The 16772-nt window shown below is 69.0% G+C and carries 14 protein-coding genes; 4 read left to right on the top strand and 10 right to left on the bottom strand.

Annotation, left to right across the window (positions count from 1 at the left end; translation table 11 throughout):
• Nucleotides 1-2: 2 nt before the first annotated feature.
• The 8 genes from ABD663_RS08925 to ABD663_RS08960 form a co-directional block, all read right to left on the bottom strand.
• Nucleotides 3-1172 carry an MFS transporter gene (locus ABD663_RS08925; RefSeq protein WP_344737636.1) on the bottom strand — a complete coding sequence of 390 codons (1170 nt, stop codon included), beginning with the start codon at nucleotides 1170-1172 and terminating at the stop codon, nucleotides 3-5.
• Nucleotides 1169-1816: a DUF624 domain-containing protein gene (locus tag ABD663_RS08930; protein ID WP_344737637.1), complete on the bottom strand. Its 648-nt coding sequence runs from the start codon at nucleotides 1814-1816 to the stop codon at nucleotides 1169-1171. The genes ABD663_RS08925 and ABD663_RS08930 overlap by 4 nt, the downstream gene beginning before the upstream one ends.
• Nucleotides 1816-3780, bottom strand: coding sequence for a DUF4962 domain-containing protein (locus ABD663_RS08935; RefSeq protein WP_344737638.1), 1965 nt, complete (start codon nucleotides 3778-3780; stop codon nucleotides 1816-1818). The genes ABD663_RS08930 and ABD663_RS08935 overlap by 1 nt, the downstream gene beginning before the upstream one ends.
• On the bottom strand, nucleotides 3777-5570 hold the full coding sequence (locus ABD663_RS08940; protein ID WP_344737639.1) for a heparinase II/III domain-containing protein: 1794 nt from the start codon (nucleotides 5568-5570) through the stop codon (nucleotides 3777-3779). The genes ABD663_RS08935 and ABD663_RS08940 overlap by 4 nt, the downstream gene beginning before the upstream one ends.
• Nucleotides 5567-6331 (bottom strand): SDR family NAD(P)-dependent oxidoreductase, encoded by a 765-nt coding sequence (locus tag ABD663_RS08945; RefSeq protein ID WP_344737640.1) that lies wholly within the window; start codon nucleotides 6329-6331, stop codon nucleotides 5567-5569. The genes ABD663_RS08940 and ABD663_RS08945 overlap by 4 nt, the downstream gene beginning before the upstream one ends.
• 49 nt (nucleotides 6332-6380) lie before the next feature.
• Nucleotides 6381-7316, bottom strand: a complete 936-nt coding sequence (locus tag ABD663_RS08950) for a carbohydrate ABC transporter permease (protein WP_344737641.1) — start codon at nucleotides 7314-7316, stop codon at nucleotides 6381-6383.
• 2 nt (nucleotides 7317-7318) lie between these two features.
• Nucleotides 7319-8281, bottom strand: coding sequence for a carbohydrate ABC transporter permease (locus ABD663_RS08955; protein ID WP_344737642.1), 963 nt, complete (start codon nucleotides 8279-8281; stop codon nucleotides 7319-7321).
• A gap of 64 nt (nucleotides 8282-8345) precedes the next feature.
• Complete coding sequence (locus tag ABD663_RS08960; protein WP_344737643.1) at nucleotides 8346-9659, bottom strand: extracellular solute-binding protein; 1314 nt, start codon at nucleotides 9657-9659, stop codon at nucleotides 8346-8348.
• Between the two features lie 258 nt (nucleotides 9660-9917).
• Between ABD663_RS08960 and ABD663_RS08965 the strand changes: the two genes are divergently transcribed.
• The 4 genes from ABD663_RS08965 (at nucleotide 9918) to ABD663_RS08980 (ending at nucleotide 14958) form a co-directional block, all read left to right on the top strand.
• Nucleotides 9918-10991, top strand: a complete 1074-nt coding sequence (locus ABD663_RS08965; RefSeq protein ID WP_344737644.1) for a LacI family DNA-binding transcriptional regulator — start codon at nucleotides 9918-9920, stop codon at nucleotides 10989-10991.
• Between the two features lie 39 nt (nucleotides 10992-11030).
• Entirely contained in the window at nucleotides 11031-11699 is a 669-nt protein-coding gene (locus ABD663_RS08970) for a bifunctional 4-hydroxy-2-oxoglutarate aldolase/2-dehydro-3-deoxy-phosphogluconate aldolase (RefSeq protein WP_344737645.1), read from the top strand.
• Nucleotides 11696-12646, top strand: a complete 951-nt coding sequence (locus ABD663_RS08975; RefSeq protein WP_344737646.1) for a sugar kinase — start codon at nucleotides 11696-11698, stop codon at nucleotides 12644-12646. The genes ABD663_RS08970 and ABD663_RS08975 overlap by 4 nt, the downstream gene beginning before the upstream one ends.
• 158 nt (nucleotides 12647-12804) lie before the next feature.
• Nucleotides 12805-14958 (top strand): alpha-galactosidase, encoded by a 2154-nt coding sequence (locus ABD663_RS08980; RefSeq protein WP_344737648.1) that lies wholly within the window; start codon nucleotides 12805-12807, stop codon nucleotides 14956-14958.
• 5 nt (nucleotides 14959-14963) lie between these two features.
• Here the strand turns inward: ABD663_RS08980 and ABD663_RS08985 are convergent, their stop codons facing one another.
• Both ABD663_RS08985 and speB read right to left on the bottom strand, forming a co-directional pair.
• A complete protein-coding gene (locus ABD663_RS08985) occupies nucleotides 14964-15611 on the bottom strand; it encodes a hypothetical protein (RefSeq protein ID WP_344737649.1) in 648 nt (215 codons plus the stop codon).
• A 211-nt stretch (nucleotides 15612-15822) separates the two neighbouring features.
• Nucleotides 15823-16767 (bottom strand): agmatinase, encoded by a 945-nt coding sequence (speB, locus tag ABD663_RS08990; protein ID WP_344737650.1) that lies wholly within the window; start codon nucleotides 16765-16767, stop codon nucleotides 15823-15825.
• Nucleotides 16768-16772: the final 5 nt, after the last annotated feature.

Raw genomic sequence — 16772 nt, forward strand, 5'->3', positions numbered from 1 at the left:
CCTCACGACTGCTCGCGCGGCCCCCACGTCCACAAGAGCGTCGCGACGATGGCCGCCCACACCGGGAACACCGCCCAGGCGATGGCCGCCCACGCGGTGTCGGCGAGCGGGTAGATCACACCGCTCAGCGTGCTCCCCAGGATCGAGCCGACCGCGGTCGCCAGGCCCTGCACACCGAAGTAGCTCGCGACCGAGCCGTCGGGCGCGAAGTCGGACACGATCGCGTTGAGCACGGGCTGGCTGAGCATCTGCCCGACGACGAACACCCCCACCCCCAGCAACATCACGGGGAGGGCTCCGGCGAGGCCGATCGTCGCCACTCCGACTCCGAGGCAGACGACCGCGATCGCGACGATGCCACGGCGTGGCAGCAGGCGATTGGCGAGTCCGGTGAGCGGCAGCATGGTGATGACCATGACGATCGCCGCGCCGGTGTAGACCAGACCCAGCCCCTCGGGACCGGGAAGGAGGGTGCCTGCTCGGTACGGGATCACCAGATAGAACTGCGTGATCAGCACCGCCACCCCGACCACCAGCAGGCAGTATCGCAGGAACGGCCGATCCGAGAAAGCCAGACGCAGGCTCGGGCGACGCTCGCGCACAGCGAGCTCGGGCGAGGGCAGCCCGAGCAGGCTGATGAAGAAGGCGATCACGAACATGGCGGCCGCACCCAGGCTGACCATCGCGAAATCGACTCCCGCCAGCAGTCCCCCCACGAGGGGGCCGACGATGAAGCCGACGTTGCTGATCACCTCTCGGGTCGAGTAGACGCGCACGCGATCGCTCGAGACGGCCAGGGCGGCGTACGCCGCGTAACTCGCAGGGTGGAAGAGGGCCCCGCCCAGCCCGGTGAGGATCGACGCGACGATCAGCACCGGCACGTGCTCAGCCGTGCCGAGCAGCGCGAAGCCGGACGCGCGGATGAGCACGCCGGCGAGGATCGCGCGTCGGAAGTCGATCCGATCCGCCACCCAGCCCATGATCGGCATGAGTCCGTTCTGCGCCGCGGTGCGCACCGCCGTCAGCGCGGCGACGACTCCGATCGTCAGGAGCAGATCCTCCAGGAAGTGGTAGGCGAGCAGCGGCACCAGCATGTAGAACCCGACGGCCATCGTGAAGGTGTCTCCGTAGAGCACCTTCAGACCGACGCTGCGTCGTCTGTCGTCCGTCACCGCCGCGGTCCCGCCGCCTCCGGCGGGCGTGGAAGCCACAGTCTCACGGCCGCGTAGACCGGCAGGGCGAAGACGATGAACGGGAGCAGTGTGGGCAGGATCACCCCGATCGCGGCGGTCGCCGCGGCGACCGCGAACACGCCGAACGACCTGCCCGGAGACGAGAACATCAGCCGTCCCGCGCCGCCGAGCCAGCCACGAGCCGTCGCGTCGGGCAACGCCGCGGCGGCGGCGGCGACGGCGAGCGCATAGAGCGGGCACACCGCTGCCACCGGCAGCGCCATCGCCCCGACGATCACGCCGACTCCGCTTCCGCCGTCCGAGAGCTGGTAGGCGAGGAAGACGAGATCGGCTGCGATGACACCGAGCACCAGCGTCGCAACCACGCTCAGCGGAAGCGATCGACGCCAGGTCGCGGCGAACTCGCGGAAGGTGTTGGTGAAGACGCGATCGTCGTCGTCGTGCGACCACGAGCGGAAGGCCCGTGCGAGCGCGATCGCCGACGCGAGCGCCGTGATCACCGGCAGCGCCAGTGCCAGCGCTGCGACCGCGCCGAAGATGAGGTTCGCGGGGTAGGAGAGCGCGGCCAGCAGCCGGCCCTCCCACCCCGCTCCCCTCTTCCGCGGCTGACGGCGACGATCCATCACGACTCGCTCGACCACCCGCGGAAACCCACCCCGGCGACGTCGGCCGGTCCGGCGGCAGGCGCCGCCGCGTCGAACTGGATCACGACGTGCTCGACGCCGCCGTCGACCTCGATGTCGAGCTCGACAGCGCTGTCGCTGCTCTGACAGCGCGCGACGACAGGCTCCGGGTCGTCCCACCGATGCGACTGCAGGACTGTCACGAATCGCGCAGCAGTGGTCGGGGCCGTCGTGCGGACCAGCGTGTACTGGATGTTCTCGATGGCCAGCGACGGCGTCGAGGAGGTCGGATTCGCGTGGACCGGCGTGCTCACGACGTCGCCGTCGGGGTGCTCGTCGAACGAGAGCGTCCGCAGCAGGGCGTGACCGGCATCGGCACGCCACGCAGCCGGGCCGGTGTGCTCGGCGGGGTTGTCGGTCTGCAGCAGCCAGGACCACGCGCGCGGCTCGTGCGCGGCCAGGTCGTCGACGACGACGAGCGTTCCGCGCGGTGTCATGACGAGGTGTCGCCGGACGCGCGTGACGCCGAGATCACGGTCGTACATCGCGGACGTCTCGCTGACCGCATGGGTCCAGCCGCCGCCGAGGGTCGTCTCGACGATGCGCGCGGTGAACTGCTCGTCGAGGTTCTCGTACACGTGGTACCGATCCTCGTTCACGAAGCCGTGGCCGTCCACCAGGATCGTGCTGTGGTGCGCCGTGCGCTTGCGCGAGGAGTAGCCCTCGTCGATCGCGAGGTACGCACCGTCGCCGAGGAACACGAAGGAACCTGCATCCGGATGGTGGTGCCCGGCGTTGAGCGTCACCCAGCCGTCCGCCTCCCGCTGGCGATGCGACTGGTTCCAGGCCTTGTGCCCGCCGCCCGGCGAGGCTTTGAAGGAGACGAGCTTGGCCTGGTCGTCCCAGCCGGTGCGCCCGACGACGAGGCCGAGATCGGTGAAGTGCCGACTCGTCGGCAGCGCGTCGGGGCCGGCGGGTTCGACGGTGGGGTCGAACCACAGCAGTTCCTGGTAGGCCTCGGGCCGCACACCGGGACGCACGCCGCTCTCGTAGGCTTCGCGCCAGAAGAAGCGCTCCGCCACCGTGTCGGCCAGCCACTGAGCCTGCGGGATCCGGTACTCCGCGGCGAGCTTGTAGTACAGGGCCACCGGGTGTCCGCTTCGACGATCGTGGCAGTCGCCGTGGTCGACGATCCGCTCGAGATCGGGCGCCGCCTGGTAGAGCCGGTACCAGAACGTCTCGCGAAGGTAGCTGCCGCGGTCGAACCAGTCGATGCCCTCCTGGTCGCGCAGGATGTCGAGGTAGCTCGCGATCCACGGCACGCCGTACCGCCAGTAGACGACGCCTTCGTTGTTGGAGCCGTCATCGGGGAGCGCATCGAGCACCTTGGCGAAGTTCTCCTTCGCGCGCTCGGTCCACTGTCGCGCTTCGGGATAGGTGGACTGAAGGGCGTAGCCGACCGTGGCCAATCCCGCGTAGCAGATCCAGTTGTGGTTCTGCCAGTACGACGACGACCACCATCCGCCCTCGGTCTCGACCGCGAACTCGTACAACCGCCGACCCTGCAGCAGAAGCTTCGCCTCGAGCGCTTCGCGCTCCGCGTCCGGAAGGGCATCGCCGGCCCACGAGTACGCGAGCGAGAAGCCGTGCAGGATCCAGCCCGCGTCGAGGTCGTGATCGGGGAGGTTCGCCTTGCCCCAATGGGGGAACGAGATCGGCGGCGCGAGCCAGCGGCGCAGCTCGGTCAGGTAGTGCTTCTGCCCGGTCAGCCGGTAGGCGAGCGCGAGGTTGGCCGCGCCGGGGCCGAAGTACGTGATCGACGCGAGGGGGTGCTCCTGAGGGAGCTCCATTCCGCGGGCGCGTTCGCACTCTTCGAGCAGGCGCCGCCATTGCGCCCGTCGGGGTCCGTCGAGTTCGCCGCGGAGCTCGTCTTCGCGAGTGTGGAGAAGGATCGGTTCGGTCACAGGTTCACCTCGAGCGTGATGGGGGTCTCGGAGTCGCCGTCCAGGACGAGGACGATTCCGCCCTCGAAGCCCTCGGCGGAGCGGATGGATCGCGCGGGGCCGCCGTCGAGGCTCCACACGGTGATGAAGTCAGCAGCTGCTGCCTCTGCGGTCCAGTCGCCGACGGCGCGCGGTCGTGACGGATCGTCGGACGGCCCACGACCGGGCGCGACGGTGAAGGACGCGGGCGCACTCGACCAGTGTGCGGCGTGCAGTCGGGCCTTCCCGTCGCGCCACACGCTGCTCCACGATTCGCCCGCGGCACGCACCTCGAAGTCGGTCGCGGGACGGAAGCCGAGGGTCAGCCGACGCCGCGAGCCGTCGTTCACGATGACCCGCACGACATCGACCAGGGTCCCTGCGTGCAGGCGCAGAGCGCGCCGCAGGTCGACGCCCTCGATCGCGGTCGCCGATGCTGCGGTGAGCGCGGCGGCGGCGGGATCCCAGACGCGGATCTCAGCCGCGGCCTCTGCCTGGTCGGCATCGTCGACGCGCACCGTCGGGTGCGCGAGGGTGCGCGTGTAATAGCCACGCCTGAGGGGGCTCGCGTACGGCGGCACACCCGGCGCCGGTTGCCACCGGGTGCCGTCGCCGTAGAGATAGAGCGCCAGCTTGTCGTAGTGTCCATGCGCGCCGCCATGGGGCCCGGCGTCGAGGACGGCGGTGATCCGCGCATCGGCGTCGCGCAGGACGGCGTATCCGGCGTCGGCGAAGAGATGAGACCGACGCGGAGCCGGTTCGAGATCGATCGGGCGGCCACCGAACCAGCCGTCGAGGGTGGACTCGAGTCCGTCGTCGTCGGCCGCGCACCGGCTGCGCGCCCACTCCTCGACCACGCTGAGACCGGTTCGCTCGAACAGCTGGGCCGACAGCGCACCGATCTCGAGCACCTCGCGGTGCATCGCGACGCGGTCGTACGGGCCGTCGTGCAGGATCGGCAGGCATCCGTCCGGCGCCGCGATCACCGCGAGCACATCGACCATGGCGCGCAGCGTCCGCACGATGTCGGAGGGGATCGCGGCGGGATCCACACCCCGCAGCGACAGGAGATAGGCCCGCAGCACGAACACGTGGTAGTACGTGGATGCCTCCCATTCCCAGCCATCGGGAAGGACGGCGATGCGCATGTGCGCGTACACGGCGGCCACGAGACCGGCATCGGCTTCGGGACCGCCGAGAGATGCCCGTGCGAGCGCGACGATGCGGCGGGCAGCATCCAACCACGCGGTGTAGTTGTTGCGCTGGTCGTCGCGCTCGTCGACGAGGACACGGCGAGCATCGCGCAGCGTGTCCTCGATCTGCACGAGCATCCGCTCGAGCGCGGCCGCCTCATCGGTGCCCCGTGGCGGGTCCAGCGCGATGACGGCGTCGGCGATCCCCACCGCCCACTGCGCCTCGGACAACGCCTGGGCGAACATCTTTCCCCGCAGCATCCATGGTTCGCTGCGCGCGCTCCACCCTTCGGAGGCGAACCGGTCGTACAGGTGGGCGTAGTCGATGAGGATCGTCATCGCGCGCCGCCGGTCGGACTCGTCGCCCTCGCGACGGTATCGGTGCGCATGAACGCGGGCCTCGCGAGCCCGTGCCTGATGTTCGAGCGCGAGCCACGCACCCTCGAACGCGTCGCCGGCGACCCGGCACCCGCACGACCCCGTGAACCCGCCCTCGACCCGCTCCCCCAGTTCGACCCCGTGGGTGGGGCACACGAAGTCGTGCCACCACCCGCCGGGGAGCGCGGGAACGGAACTCATCGGAAGTTCAGCCCACCGTTGATGTCGATGACCTGGCCGGTCACATACGAGGCGAGGTCGGATGCGAGGAAGAGGGTCACGTCGGCGACGTCCTGCGGAGTGCCGGCGCGGCCCAGCGGGATCCCTGCGATGATTCCCTTCTGCGCATCACCGGGGGTGAACGTGTTGTGGAAGGCCGTGTCACCGATGAAGCCCGGAGCGACGGCGTTGACGGTCGTCGATGTCGGAGCGATCTCCTTGGCGAGCCCACGTGTGAACCCGACGACAGCGGCCTTGGCTGCGGCATACCCCACCGAACCCGCGCCGCCGCCGTTCTCCGACGCGAGGGAGGACATCGTCACCACCCGACCGGTGCTCGATGCGGTCAAGTGCGGCAGCGCTCGGCGCGTGGTGTGGAACGCGCTCGAGACGTTGACGTCCATGATGGCCTTCCACCGCTCATCGGTGGTCTCGGCCAGCGGCGCGCGTCCGACCAGGTGGCCGGCGTTGTTGACGAGGATGTCGAGGCCGCCGAAGTGTTCGACCACCCGGTCGACCAGCGCGTCCGCCTGCTCGGGATCGGTCAGGTCGGCCTGGAAGATCAGCGCCCTTCGACCCATGTCCTCGATGCGGGCGCACACCTCGCGGGCGCCGTCGGCGCTGTTCGCGTAGTGGACGGCGACGTCGGCCCCCGCTTCGGCGAGTGTCAGCGCGATCGCGGCGCCGATCCCGGCACCTCCTCCGGTGACGATCGCGGTGCGTCCGGTCAAGTCGATACTCATGGGTTCTCTCTTCGTCTCTCTGTGGGTCGGTCTGGAAGTCGTGCAGGCGCTACTTGATGCCTGCGTTGGTGAATCCCTGGATGAAGTACTTCTGGGCGAAGATGAACAGCAGCACCATCGGCACCGTGGCCATCGTGGTGCCCGCCATCAGCAGTTGCCATTGCGTGCTGTCGAGTTGCTGGAACACCGCCAGACCGACCTGGATCACACGCAGGTCGTTGCTGCGGGTGACCAGCAGCGGCCAGAGGAAGTTGTTCCAGCTCTCCTGGAAGGTCAGCAATCCGACGGTGGCGATCGCGGGCTTGATGAGCGGGGTGTAGATCTGCGCGTAGATGCGGAACTCGCCCAGCCCGTCCAGGCGCGCGGCCTCCTCGAGCTCGTAGGGCAGCGAGAGGTAGAACTGACGGAACAGGAAGATCGCCGCCGCGCTGAGACCGCCCGGGATGATGAGCGCCCACCAGCTGTTGAGCCATCCGATGCCACCCTGACCGAGGATGTCGTTCCCGCCGAAGAGCGGCATGAACTTCACGATCAGGAACTGCGGAACGATCTTCGTGTAGGTGGGGATCATGAGCATCGCCACGAAGGTGAGGAAGACGATCTCGCGCCCGCGGAAGTAGATGCGTCCGAGTGCGTACCCGGCCATCGAGCCGAGCACGATGGTGATGAGGGTGTGCGACGTCGCGATGATGAGGCTGTTGCGGAAGTAGATGTCGAACGGCGCCGCCTGCAGCGTCTCGGCGTAGTTGCTCCACAGCCACTGCTCGGGCAGGATGCTCGGCGGGAACTGCGACAGTTCGCCCGGCGACTTGAGGCTCGTGAGGATCATCCACACGAAGGGCACCAGCATCGTGATGGCACCGATCCCGAGAAGGATGTTGAGCAGGATGCTGTTGCGGGTCGTCCGCTTGCGGTACCAGCGGACCTGGTAGTTGTTCGCCGCCTTCGAGCCGATCACGAGGGCGCGGGTGGTGTTGATCGTCATGATCAGTCGTCCTCCTTGGTGACGCGACGGCTGATGAGGGTCATGACCAGCAGGAACGCGAACAGCACGACCGACTGCGCCGAGGCCATTCCCATCCGGAACTCCTGGAAGGCGGAGCGGTACACCTCGTAGGTCATCATCGTGGTGGCGTTCGCAGGCCCACCGTCGGTCAGCACGTAGATCTGGTCGAAGACCTGGAATGCGCCGATGATCGAGATGATGAAGACGAAGAACGTCGCGGGCTTGAGCATCGGGACGGTGATGCTCCAGAACTTGCGTGCGGCCGAGGCCCCGTCGAGTGCGGCGGCCTCATAGAGCGACTCGTCGATGTTCTGCAGCGCGGCGATGTAGATGAGCATCTTGATTCCGATGCCCTGCCAGGCGCCGACCAGGATGACCGACCACAGCGCCCACGCGGGGTCGACCAGCCATGCCTGGCCGGGGAGGCCGACGGCCTCGAGCGCGGCGTTGAGCAGCCCGTACTGCGGGTTGAAGATCCACAGCCAGACCATCGCGATGGCCACGGTCGCCGTGACCTGCGGCAGGAAGAACGCCGTGCGGTAGAACTTCTGGAGTTTCAGACCCTGGTTCAGCGCCACGGCGACCACGAGCGCGATCGCCATCGAGACCGGAACGGTCCAGAAGGTGTACCAGACGGTGTTCCAGATCGACTTGACGAACACCGGATCCTGGAACATCTCGATGTAGTTGTCGAACCAGATCCAGTTCGGCGCCGCGAAGATGTTGTAGTCGGTGAACGACAGGTAGAAGGTCGCGATCACCGGAACGAGCGTCCAGAGTCCGATGTGCAGCGCGGACGGCGCGACCATGAGCCAGCCCGAGCGGCGCTTCTTGCGCTCGGCGTCGCTGAGTCCCCAGCGGCGTCGACGCGGCGGCACGGCGACGTCGCCTGTTGCCTTCGACCCCGCGGCCAGTGCCTGCGGAGCCTGATCTATCGCGGTCACGATTCCCTCATTCCCTGGAAGTGGCATCGCTCGGGCGGGATCGGCTCCCGCCCGAGCGACGGTGCTACGAGCGGCCGATCGCAGCCTGGACGGTGGCGGCCAGGTCGTCGAGCGACTCCTGCGGTGTCTTCTGCTCGAGCAGCGCGGCCTCCACGGCGGGTGCGAAATCGCCACGGACCTCGAGCCACTGCGCAGGGCCTCCCTCGCGCTGGGCGTACTCGAGGTTCTCGAGGGCCCACTGCACGAAGCGGTTCGACTGCACGTACTCGGAGTCCAGCAGCTCCGTGAGCGCGGGGACATTGCCGCGCTGCTCGTTGGCGGCCAGGGCCGGCCCCGGGCTCGCGAGGAACTCCAGCAGCGCACGGGCCGCCTCCGGCGACTGCGACGTGCTCGACACGGTCGCCAGCGTGCCTCCGAAGAACATGCCCGGCGCAGCACCCGTGATCATGAACGGTTCCATGTGCTCGAGCGCCTCGGGGTCGGCTTCGAGCGCCTGGGTCCACAGATTGTTGTGGGCGATGCCCATCGCGGCACGGCCGTTGATGAGCGGATTCACGATGTCGTCCGTCGACGTGAAGCCGATGTCCTCGACCTCGTAGACATTGATCAGGTCGCTCATGAGCGAGAGCGCGTCGACGCCCGGCTGCTCGTTGAACAGCGGTTCGGTCGCGTCGTCGTTGAACAGCGCGCCGTCGGCCGAGAAGAGCATGACCTCGAAGGCCTGCCGCGCGTCGAGCGACAGCATGTCGAATCCGGCGCGCTCGAGCGAGCCGTTCGACGCGCGGACGGTGGTCGCCTGGGCGATCTCGATGAGTTCCTCCCACGACGAAGGCGGCGCGTCGTAGCCCGCCTCCTCGAGGATGTCCATACGTGCGACGCCGAAGCGCGTGTCGAGCATGATCGGGACGGCGTACACGTCGCCATCCCACATTCCTGCCTCGACGATCCGCTCGGAGTACGTCTCCTTCAGGATGTCCTCTGTCAGACCGAGCCCACCGAGGTCGGCGAGCACGCCCTTGTCGGCGAAGCCCTCGATCCAGCCGACGCCCATCATCATGACGTCCGGCACCAGGCCCGACGCGACCGAGGTGGTCAGTTTCTCGTTGAGGTTGCCGTAGGTCGTGTAGTCGACCTCGACCGTGACGTTCGGGTACTGCTCGTAGAACTGCGGGAGCAGTTCGTCTTCGAGCAGCTGTTGGCCTGCCGTGCCCTCGAAGATCGGCGTGAGCAGCGTGATGTCGCCGGAGACGTCTTCCGGGTCGACGGATGCCTCACCTCCGGAGCCTGCGCCCGAGCCTGAGCATGCGGCCATTCCGAGCGCGAGGGCGCCGACAGCGGCGACTGCTCCGAACCGGCGGGCGGCTGACTTCACTTCCATGTGATTCGTCCTCTCATTGTGACGGCGGATGGCTACGGTGCCCGGGGGCGACATCTGTGTCAGCGTCCCGCCGTCGGATCGATCTGTCGGTGATGGATCTGGTGCAACGATGCACTAGACGATCGAGATTCGCAACCCTCACCGTCGAGAATTCTCGAACAGCGCGCCGTAGAGCGCGGAATCAGCGGCGACTGACGTTGCGCTCCGACACTAAATCGATACACTGAGCACCGTGCATCGATGCCGAGAGGAGGGACCATGGCTGGACGCGTGACGATCCAGGACGTGGCGGCGGCGGCAGGCGTCTCCCCGAGTTCGGTGTCGAACCTGCTCAACAACCGCGTCGACAAGATGGTGCCGGCGACACGTCAGCGCATCGAGCGCGCGATCGCCGAGCTCGGGTACCGACCCAATCGCGCGGCGCGACAGCTTCGCAGCGGCCGCACGCAGACCCTCGGCCTGGTGGTCCCCTCCGTGGGCAATCCGTTCTGGGGCGCGTTCGCCCGCGAGGTCGAGGTCGCGGCGTTGAAGCTCGGCGGGAACGTGCTGCTGTGCAACTCCGAAAGAGACCCCGGACGCGAGCGGCGCTACGTCGAGGAACTGTGGGAGGACGGCATCCGCGGGATCATCCTGTGCACCTCCCTCCCCTCCCTCGATCACGTTGCCGATGTGATCGAGGACGGTCTTCGGCTGGTCACCTTCGACCGGCCCGCACAGGCGAACGATCCGCGATCCGTGGTCAGCATCAGCATCGACAACCAGGTGGGCGGCCACCTCGCGACGACGCACCTCATCGACCTCGGGCATGAGCGGATCGCCTTCGTCTCGGGCTCGCTGCGCTCGGTCAACCGGTCGGCCCGTTACCGCGGGTACTGCGATGCGATCGAGGCGGCGGGGCTCTCGGTGAGCGAGATGCCCGTGTGGACGGGGTCCGAGACGGGTGAGTTCGGCGACGTCGAAGCGGCCGGGTTCGGTCGGGCCGCCGCCGCGAGTCTGTTCTCGGGCGAGCAGGAGCCGCCCACCGGTGTGGTCGCCGTCAACGACATGACGGCGCTCGGATTCTGCCGGGGACTGCGTGACGCGGGGCTGACGGTGGGCACCGATGTGTCCGTGATCGGCTTCGACGACATCATCCTCGCGGATCTCTACGACCCGCCGCTGTCCACCGTCCGTCAGCCGATCGCCGAGATGGCTCAGCTCGCCGTGGTAGAGGCATCCGCGTCGCCCGGCAACGCCGCCGAACCGGGCCGCTCGGTGCTGTTGCGCCCTCAGCTCATCGCGCGCCGATCGACTGCCGCACCCGTGGGCGCAGTAACCTCGTCCCCCGCCTGACCCGCGGCCCGCCAACGCGCCCGACCAGGGAGAAGAACCATGGATGCTCCGACGTCACCCTCGTCACGGCTCGAGCCGTCCGCGCTGCTGCGCGAGCGCCCCGTGATCGCGGTGCTCCGCGCCGACGCGGCACGCGACTATGACGCCGTCGTCGACACGCTCGTCGAGTGCGGCATCCGCAGCGTCGAGCTGACGCTCACCACGCCGGAGACGATCGAGCACCTCCCCACGCTTCACCGCAGGGTCGGCGCTGCGGCCGAGATCGGCGTGGGGACCATCACGTCCGAGGACCAGGCGCGCCGAGCGATCGACGCGGGTGCCGACTACCTCGTCACGCCGATCACACGACCGAGTGTGATCGCCGAGGGCCTTCGCGCGGGAGTCCCGGTCTACCCGGGCGCGCTGACCCCGACCGAGGTGCACGCCGCATGGACGGCCGGAGCGACGGCGGTGAAGATCTTCCCGGCGAGCACCGTCGGCGCCGAGTACGGCGGACACCTGCGTGGCCCGTTCCCGGACCTGCGCTTCGTCCCGTCCGGTGGCGTCGGGCTGTCGGACATCGAGGCGTGGCTGCGCGCCGGCGCCCTCGCGGTCAGTGTCGGCGGCCCGCTCGTCGGGGATGCCCTGCGAGGAGGGTCGCTCGAGGACCTGCGCGCACGGGCCACCCAGACCGTTCAGCTGGTCGACGACCTGCGAGTGCGGTCATGACCGGCCCGGCCGTCGTGACGCTGGGCGAGAGCATGGTGCGTCTGACGGCGTCCCGGCCCGGCCCCCTGGCGCACTCTGCGACGATGGCCCTCGGGATGGGCGGTGCCGAGAGCAACGTGGCGATCGGCCTGGCCCGCCTGGGCGTCGACGTCGCGTGGATGAGCCGCCTCGGCGCCGATTCCGGGGGCGACCTCATCGTGCGCGAACTCCTGGCCGAAGGGGTGCGGGTCGCCGCCGTCCGGGATCCCGAAGCGCCCACCGGCCTCATGCTCAAAGAGCGCCGGACGCCCGACACCGTGAGTGTGACGTACTACCGGTCCGGAAGTGCCGCGTCGCGGATGTCGTCCGAGGATCTGGATGCCTCGCTCATCGCATCCGCGAGGATGCTTCACCTCAGTGGAATCACGCCGGCGTTGTCGTCGAGCTGCCTCGAGGCGGTTCGCACCGCGGTCGCGATCGCCAAGGACGCCGGGGTGCCGATCTCGCTCGATCTGAATTACCGGCGTCGCCTGTGGGACGAGAACGACGCGGCCGCGTTCTACGGCTCGGTCATGCACGACGTCGACATCGTCTTCGCGGGCGACGACGAAGCCGCGATCGCCGCCGGGATCTCGGCGGAACCGCGCGTCCTGGCGCAGCGTCTTCACGGGATGGGTGCCGAGACCGTCGTCATCAAGCGCGGGTCGCTCGGTGCCTTCGTGCTGACCGACGCAGGAGTGCACTCCGTCGACGCGCTGCCGATCACCCCGATCGACACCGTCGGCGCCGGGGACGCGTTCGTCGCCGGCTACCTCGCCGAGCACCTGAGCGGTGCCTCTCCCGCCGAAGCGCTCGTGCTCGCCGTGCGGACGGGTGCGTTCGCCTGCCTGGCCGAGGGCGACTGGGAGGGTGCACCGCGGCGCGCCGAGCTGGGCCTGCTGTCGAGCGTCGACCCGGTGATCCGGTGATCCGGTGCTCACGGGGTCGACGCCCCGAACTCGTTGACGAAGCGCGTAGCGAGCGCTTTCCGCCTTTCCATCCCAGCCGTTCGCGAAGGCGCAACGGTCATTGATCTCTGGGGCGGCGACCGATGGAATACGCTATCCATTGGGTAGCATCGACATCCGTGAAGCCCCATAAGCTGCCTGCGGACGTCGATGAGGTGCTCCACCTGCGCGGGGGAGGCACGAGTGTGGTCGTCGACCTGCGCACCCGACCGGCCCCGGCCATCGTCCACTGGGGGGAAGACCTCGGCGATCTCCCGCCGGACGTGGTTCGCGGTCTTGCCGACGGCGCCCGCCCCCAGCGTGTCTCGGGAGGACTCGACGAGACGGCTCGACTCACGGTGTCGGCGACACCCGCCGGCGGCTGGCTGGGTACACCGGCCGTCGAAGGGCACCGCGCCGGCAGCGGCGTGAGTGCGCAGCTCGCACTCGATGAAGTCACTGTGGAAGCGGATCACGCGATCATCACCCTGGTCGATCCGGAGGCCCACCTCTGGGCGCGTCTCGAGATGCAGCTCGGCGCGTCCGGACTCCTTCGGCAGCGCATGACGATGCGCAACACCGGACTCACCGATTACACGCTCCAGTCCCTCCACGTCAGCTTCCCGGTGCCGTGGGATGCGACCGAGCTCCTGGACACGACGGGACGCCATCTGCGCGAACGCACCCCTCAGCGGCACGCGTTCACCTACGGCAGCCATGTGCGCGAGAGCCGTCGTGGCCGCCCCGGTGCCGACGCGACGTTGCTGCTCGCCGCGGGCCGCCTCGGGTTCGGGTTCGAGCAGGGCCGCGTACACGGCATCCACGTCGCCTGGAGCGGGAATCACCGCGCCTTCGCCGAGCGGGTGATCACGGGCGAGGCGCACCTCGCCGGGGGCGAACTGTACGCGCCGGGCGAGGTGATCCTCGAGCCAGGCGGTGCGATCTCTTCGCCGTGGGTCATCGGCTCGTGGGGCGATGGTCTGAGCGAATTGGCGCATCGCTTCCACGACGACATGCGCGGTCGTCCACACCACCCGACCCGCCCGCGGCCGATCACGCTGAACACTTGGGAGGCCGTCTACTTCGACCACGACCTCGACCGGCTCACCGCCCTCGCCGATGCGGCCGCCGACGTGGGCGTCGAACGGTTCGTCCTCGACGACGGCTGGTTCCGGCACCGGCGCGACGACACCGCGGGGCTGGGCGACTGGTTCGTCGACGAGGGCGTGTGGCCGAACGGACTGCATCCGCTCATCGATCATGTCCGGAATCGCGGCATGGAGTTCGGGCTGTGGGTGGAACCGGAGATGGTCAACCCCGACAGCGACCTGGCCCGGGCGCACCCCGACTGGATTCTGCGCAGCCGCGCTGATCTGCCGCCGTCCGCGCGCCAGCAGCAGGTGCTGGATCTGTCCCGCCCGGAGGCGTACGCCTACGTCGCGGGCCGCCTGCATGCGCTGCTCGAGGAGTACCCGATCGCCTACCTGAAGTGGGACCACAACCGCGACCTCGTCGAAGCGGGATCGGGCCCCGGCGGTGGCGGGCGCGTCCACGCGCACACCCTCGCCGTCTATGCGCTGATCGACGAAGTCAAAGCTGCTCACCCGGGCCTCGAGATCGAGAGCTGTTCCGCGGGCGGGGCCCGCGTCGACCTCGGCATCCTCGACCGGACTGATCGCATCTGGACCAGCGACAGCCTCGACCCGCTCGAGCGACTGTCGAACCAGCGCTACACCGCGTTGGTGGTGCCTCCGGAGATGATGGGGATGCATCTGACCAGCCCCGTCGTGCACAGCTCCGGGCGACATGTCGATCTCGAGCTGAGCGGCGCTGTCGCCCTGTTCGGCCACTTCGGCATCGAATGGGATCTCACCAGCACCGATGCGCACACGCGTGGGCGGATCGCGCGATGGGTCGCGTTCGCCAAGCGCATCCGCCCCCTGGTCGCGACCGGCCGCACGATCGCCGTCGACCATGTCGAACCGGGTATCGACGTGCGCGGCGTCGTCGCCGCCGATGACGCATCGGCCGTGTTCACGATCACCCAGGTGGGCACGTCCACGTCGTATCCCCCCGGGCGCGTCCGACTGCCGGGCCTGGCCCCCGACCGTCGCTATCGACTCGCACTGAGCGCCCTCACCCCGAACTCGGCGGGGGCGACCGAGCTCGCCTGGGCGGGACCGGACGGCATCACCGTCACGGGGCGCCAGCTCGCCGCCACCGGCATCCGCCCACCCGTGCAGCTTCCGCAGAGGGCGGTCGTCGTCGAGCTCGTCGCGATCGACGACCGCTGAAGGGCCTACGCCTCGACGGCTTCGCGCTCGCGCTGCTGTTCACGCGTCAGCGCCCACTCGTAGCGGTCGAGGCGGAATCGGACGTAGAAGATCAGGAAGAAGATCAGCACGCCCATCGCGACCCACGGGCCGACCGCGCGCATGATGACGAACTCCGACGCGGCGGTCGACACGGTCAGGTGCCAGCCCTCCCAGGCCGCGATCGACAGCTCGGCGAGCGCCCAGATCAGAGTGATGTGTGCGGCGACCCGCCGATAGACGGGGTGCTCGGCGGTCAGCCGTCGGTAGGGCGTCACGAGCGGCATGAGGTGCACGGCGAGTGGTCTGCGCGTGAATGCGGTCGCCCCGACGGCGATCGCGATGACCGCACTGAGCGCGACCCCGACCCCGAAATAGACGACGTGGGACTGCGTCAGCACGCCCGCGATCACCTTGACCACCGCGTACCCGAGCGACAGCGGCAGGAGGATGCCGATGCCGAACCCGCGCCGGCGACGGACGACGATGAGCACGACGGTGAGCGCGCTGGCAGCGATCATCGCGGGGACGAGCCCGAACCACTGATCCGCAAGCAGGAACACCACCATCGGCAGCAGCGAGGCGAGCGCCGCGACGAAGCCGGGACGGCGGACGGTGATGGCGGGAGGAGTCATGATCGCACCTGCATTCGGTCGAGGTACGTCCCAGTCTCGAGATGCGACGAAGACGGGGCCTCCACCGATCGGTGGAGCGGGCGTCGTACATCCGGGCGAACCGCGCGGCGGTCCACCCGTCGCGGTGTCCCATCACCGTCGACGCCGTTGCGCATGAGTAGAGCCGACAGCCTCAGCCGTCGAACGAGCGCAGACCCGCGCCGAGCAGGGCTCAGCGGGACGCGCTCATCAGGGTGATGAGCTCCCACGCCGTGTGCGCGGCGGCGAGCCCCGTGATTCCGGCGTGGTCGTAGGCGGGTGCGACCTCGACGACGTCGCATCCGACGATCTCGAGCCCGCGCAGCCGGCGCAGCACGGCGAACAGCTCGGCGGTGGTGATGCCCGCCACCTCGGGGGTTCCGGTGCCCGGGGCGTGAGCGGGATCGAGCACATCGATGTCGACCGAGATGTATACGGGCACGTCGCCGACCCGCTCGCGGATCTGCCCGGCGATGGCGGCGGCCGATCGCTCGAGGAACTCCTCGCTGCGGATGATGCGGAATCCCGCGCGCGCATCGTCGACGAGCTCGTCGGGGTCGTAGATGCCGCCGCGGATGCCCACGTGCTGGCAGTGGTCGAGATCGAGCAGGCCCTCGTCGGCGGCTCGGCGGAAGGGCGAACCGTGCCAGATGCTCGCGCCGTGCAGGGTGTCCCACGTGTCGAGGTGCGCGTCGAAGTGCACGACCGCGAGCGGGCCGTGCGCGGCCGCGGCCGCGCGCAGCAGCGGCAGCGCGATCGTGTGGTCGCCGCCGAGCGCTGCGACCCGCGCGCCGCCGTCGATCAGTCGCCGGGCGTGGACTTCGACCGCGTCGACGGCACGCTCGATCCCGTATGGGCCGACGGCGACATCGCCGGCATCCGCCACCTGCACGTCTCGGAACGGGTGCAGGTCGTGGACCGCGTGGTACGGATGCAGCTGCCTCGAGTTCTCACGGATGTGCGCCGGGCCGAACCGGGCGCCGGGCCGGAAGCTCGTGCCCGAGTCGAACGGCACCCCGAGCACCGCGATGTCGGCCCGCTGCACGTCGTCGATCGTCGGCAACAGCGCGAAGGTTGCGATGCCCGCATACCGCGGCAGGTCGGGATCGTGCCGCTGGCCGATGACATCGTCGCTCATGCCGC

This window comes from Microbacterium awajiense, assembly GCF_039536545.1.
Lineage (GTDB): Bacteria > Actinomycetota > Actinomycetes > Actinomycetales > Microbacteriaceae > Microbacterium > Microbacterium awajiense.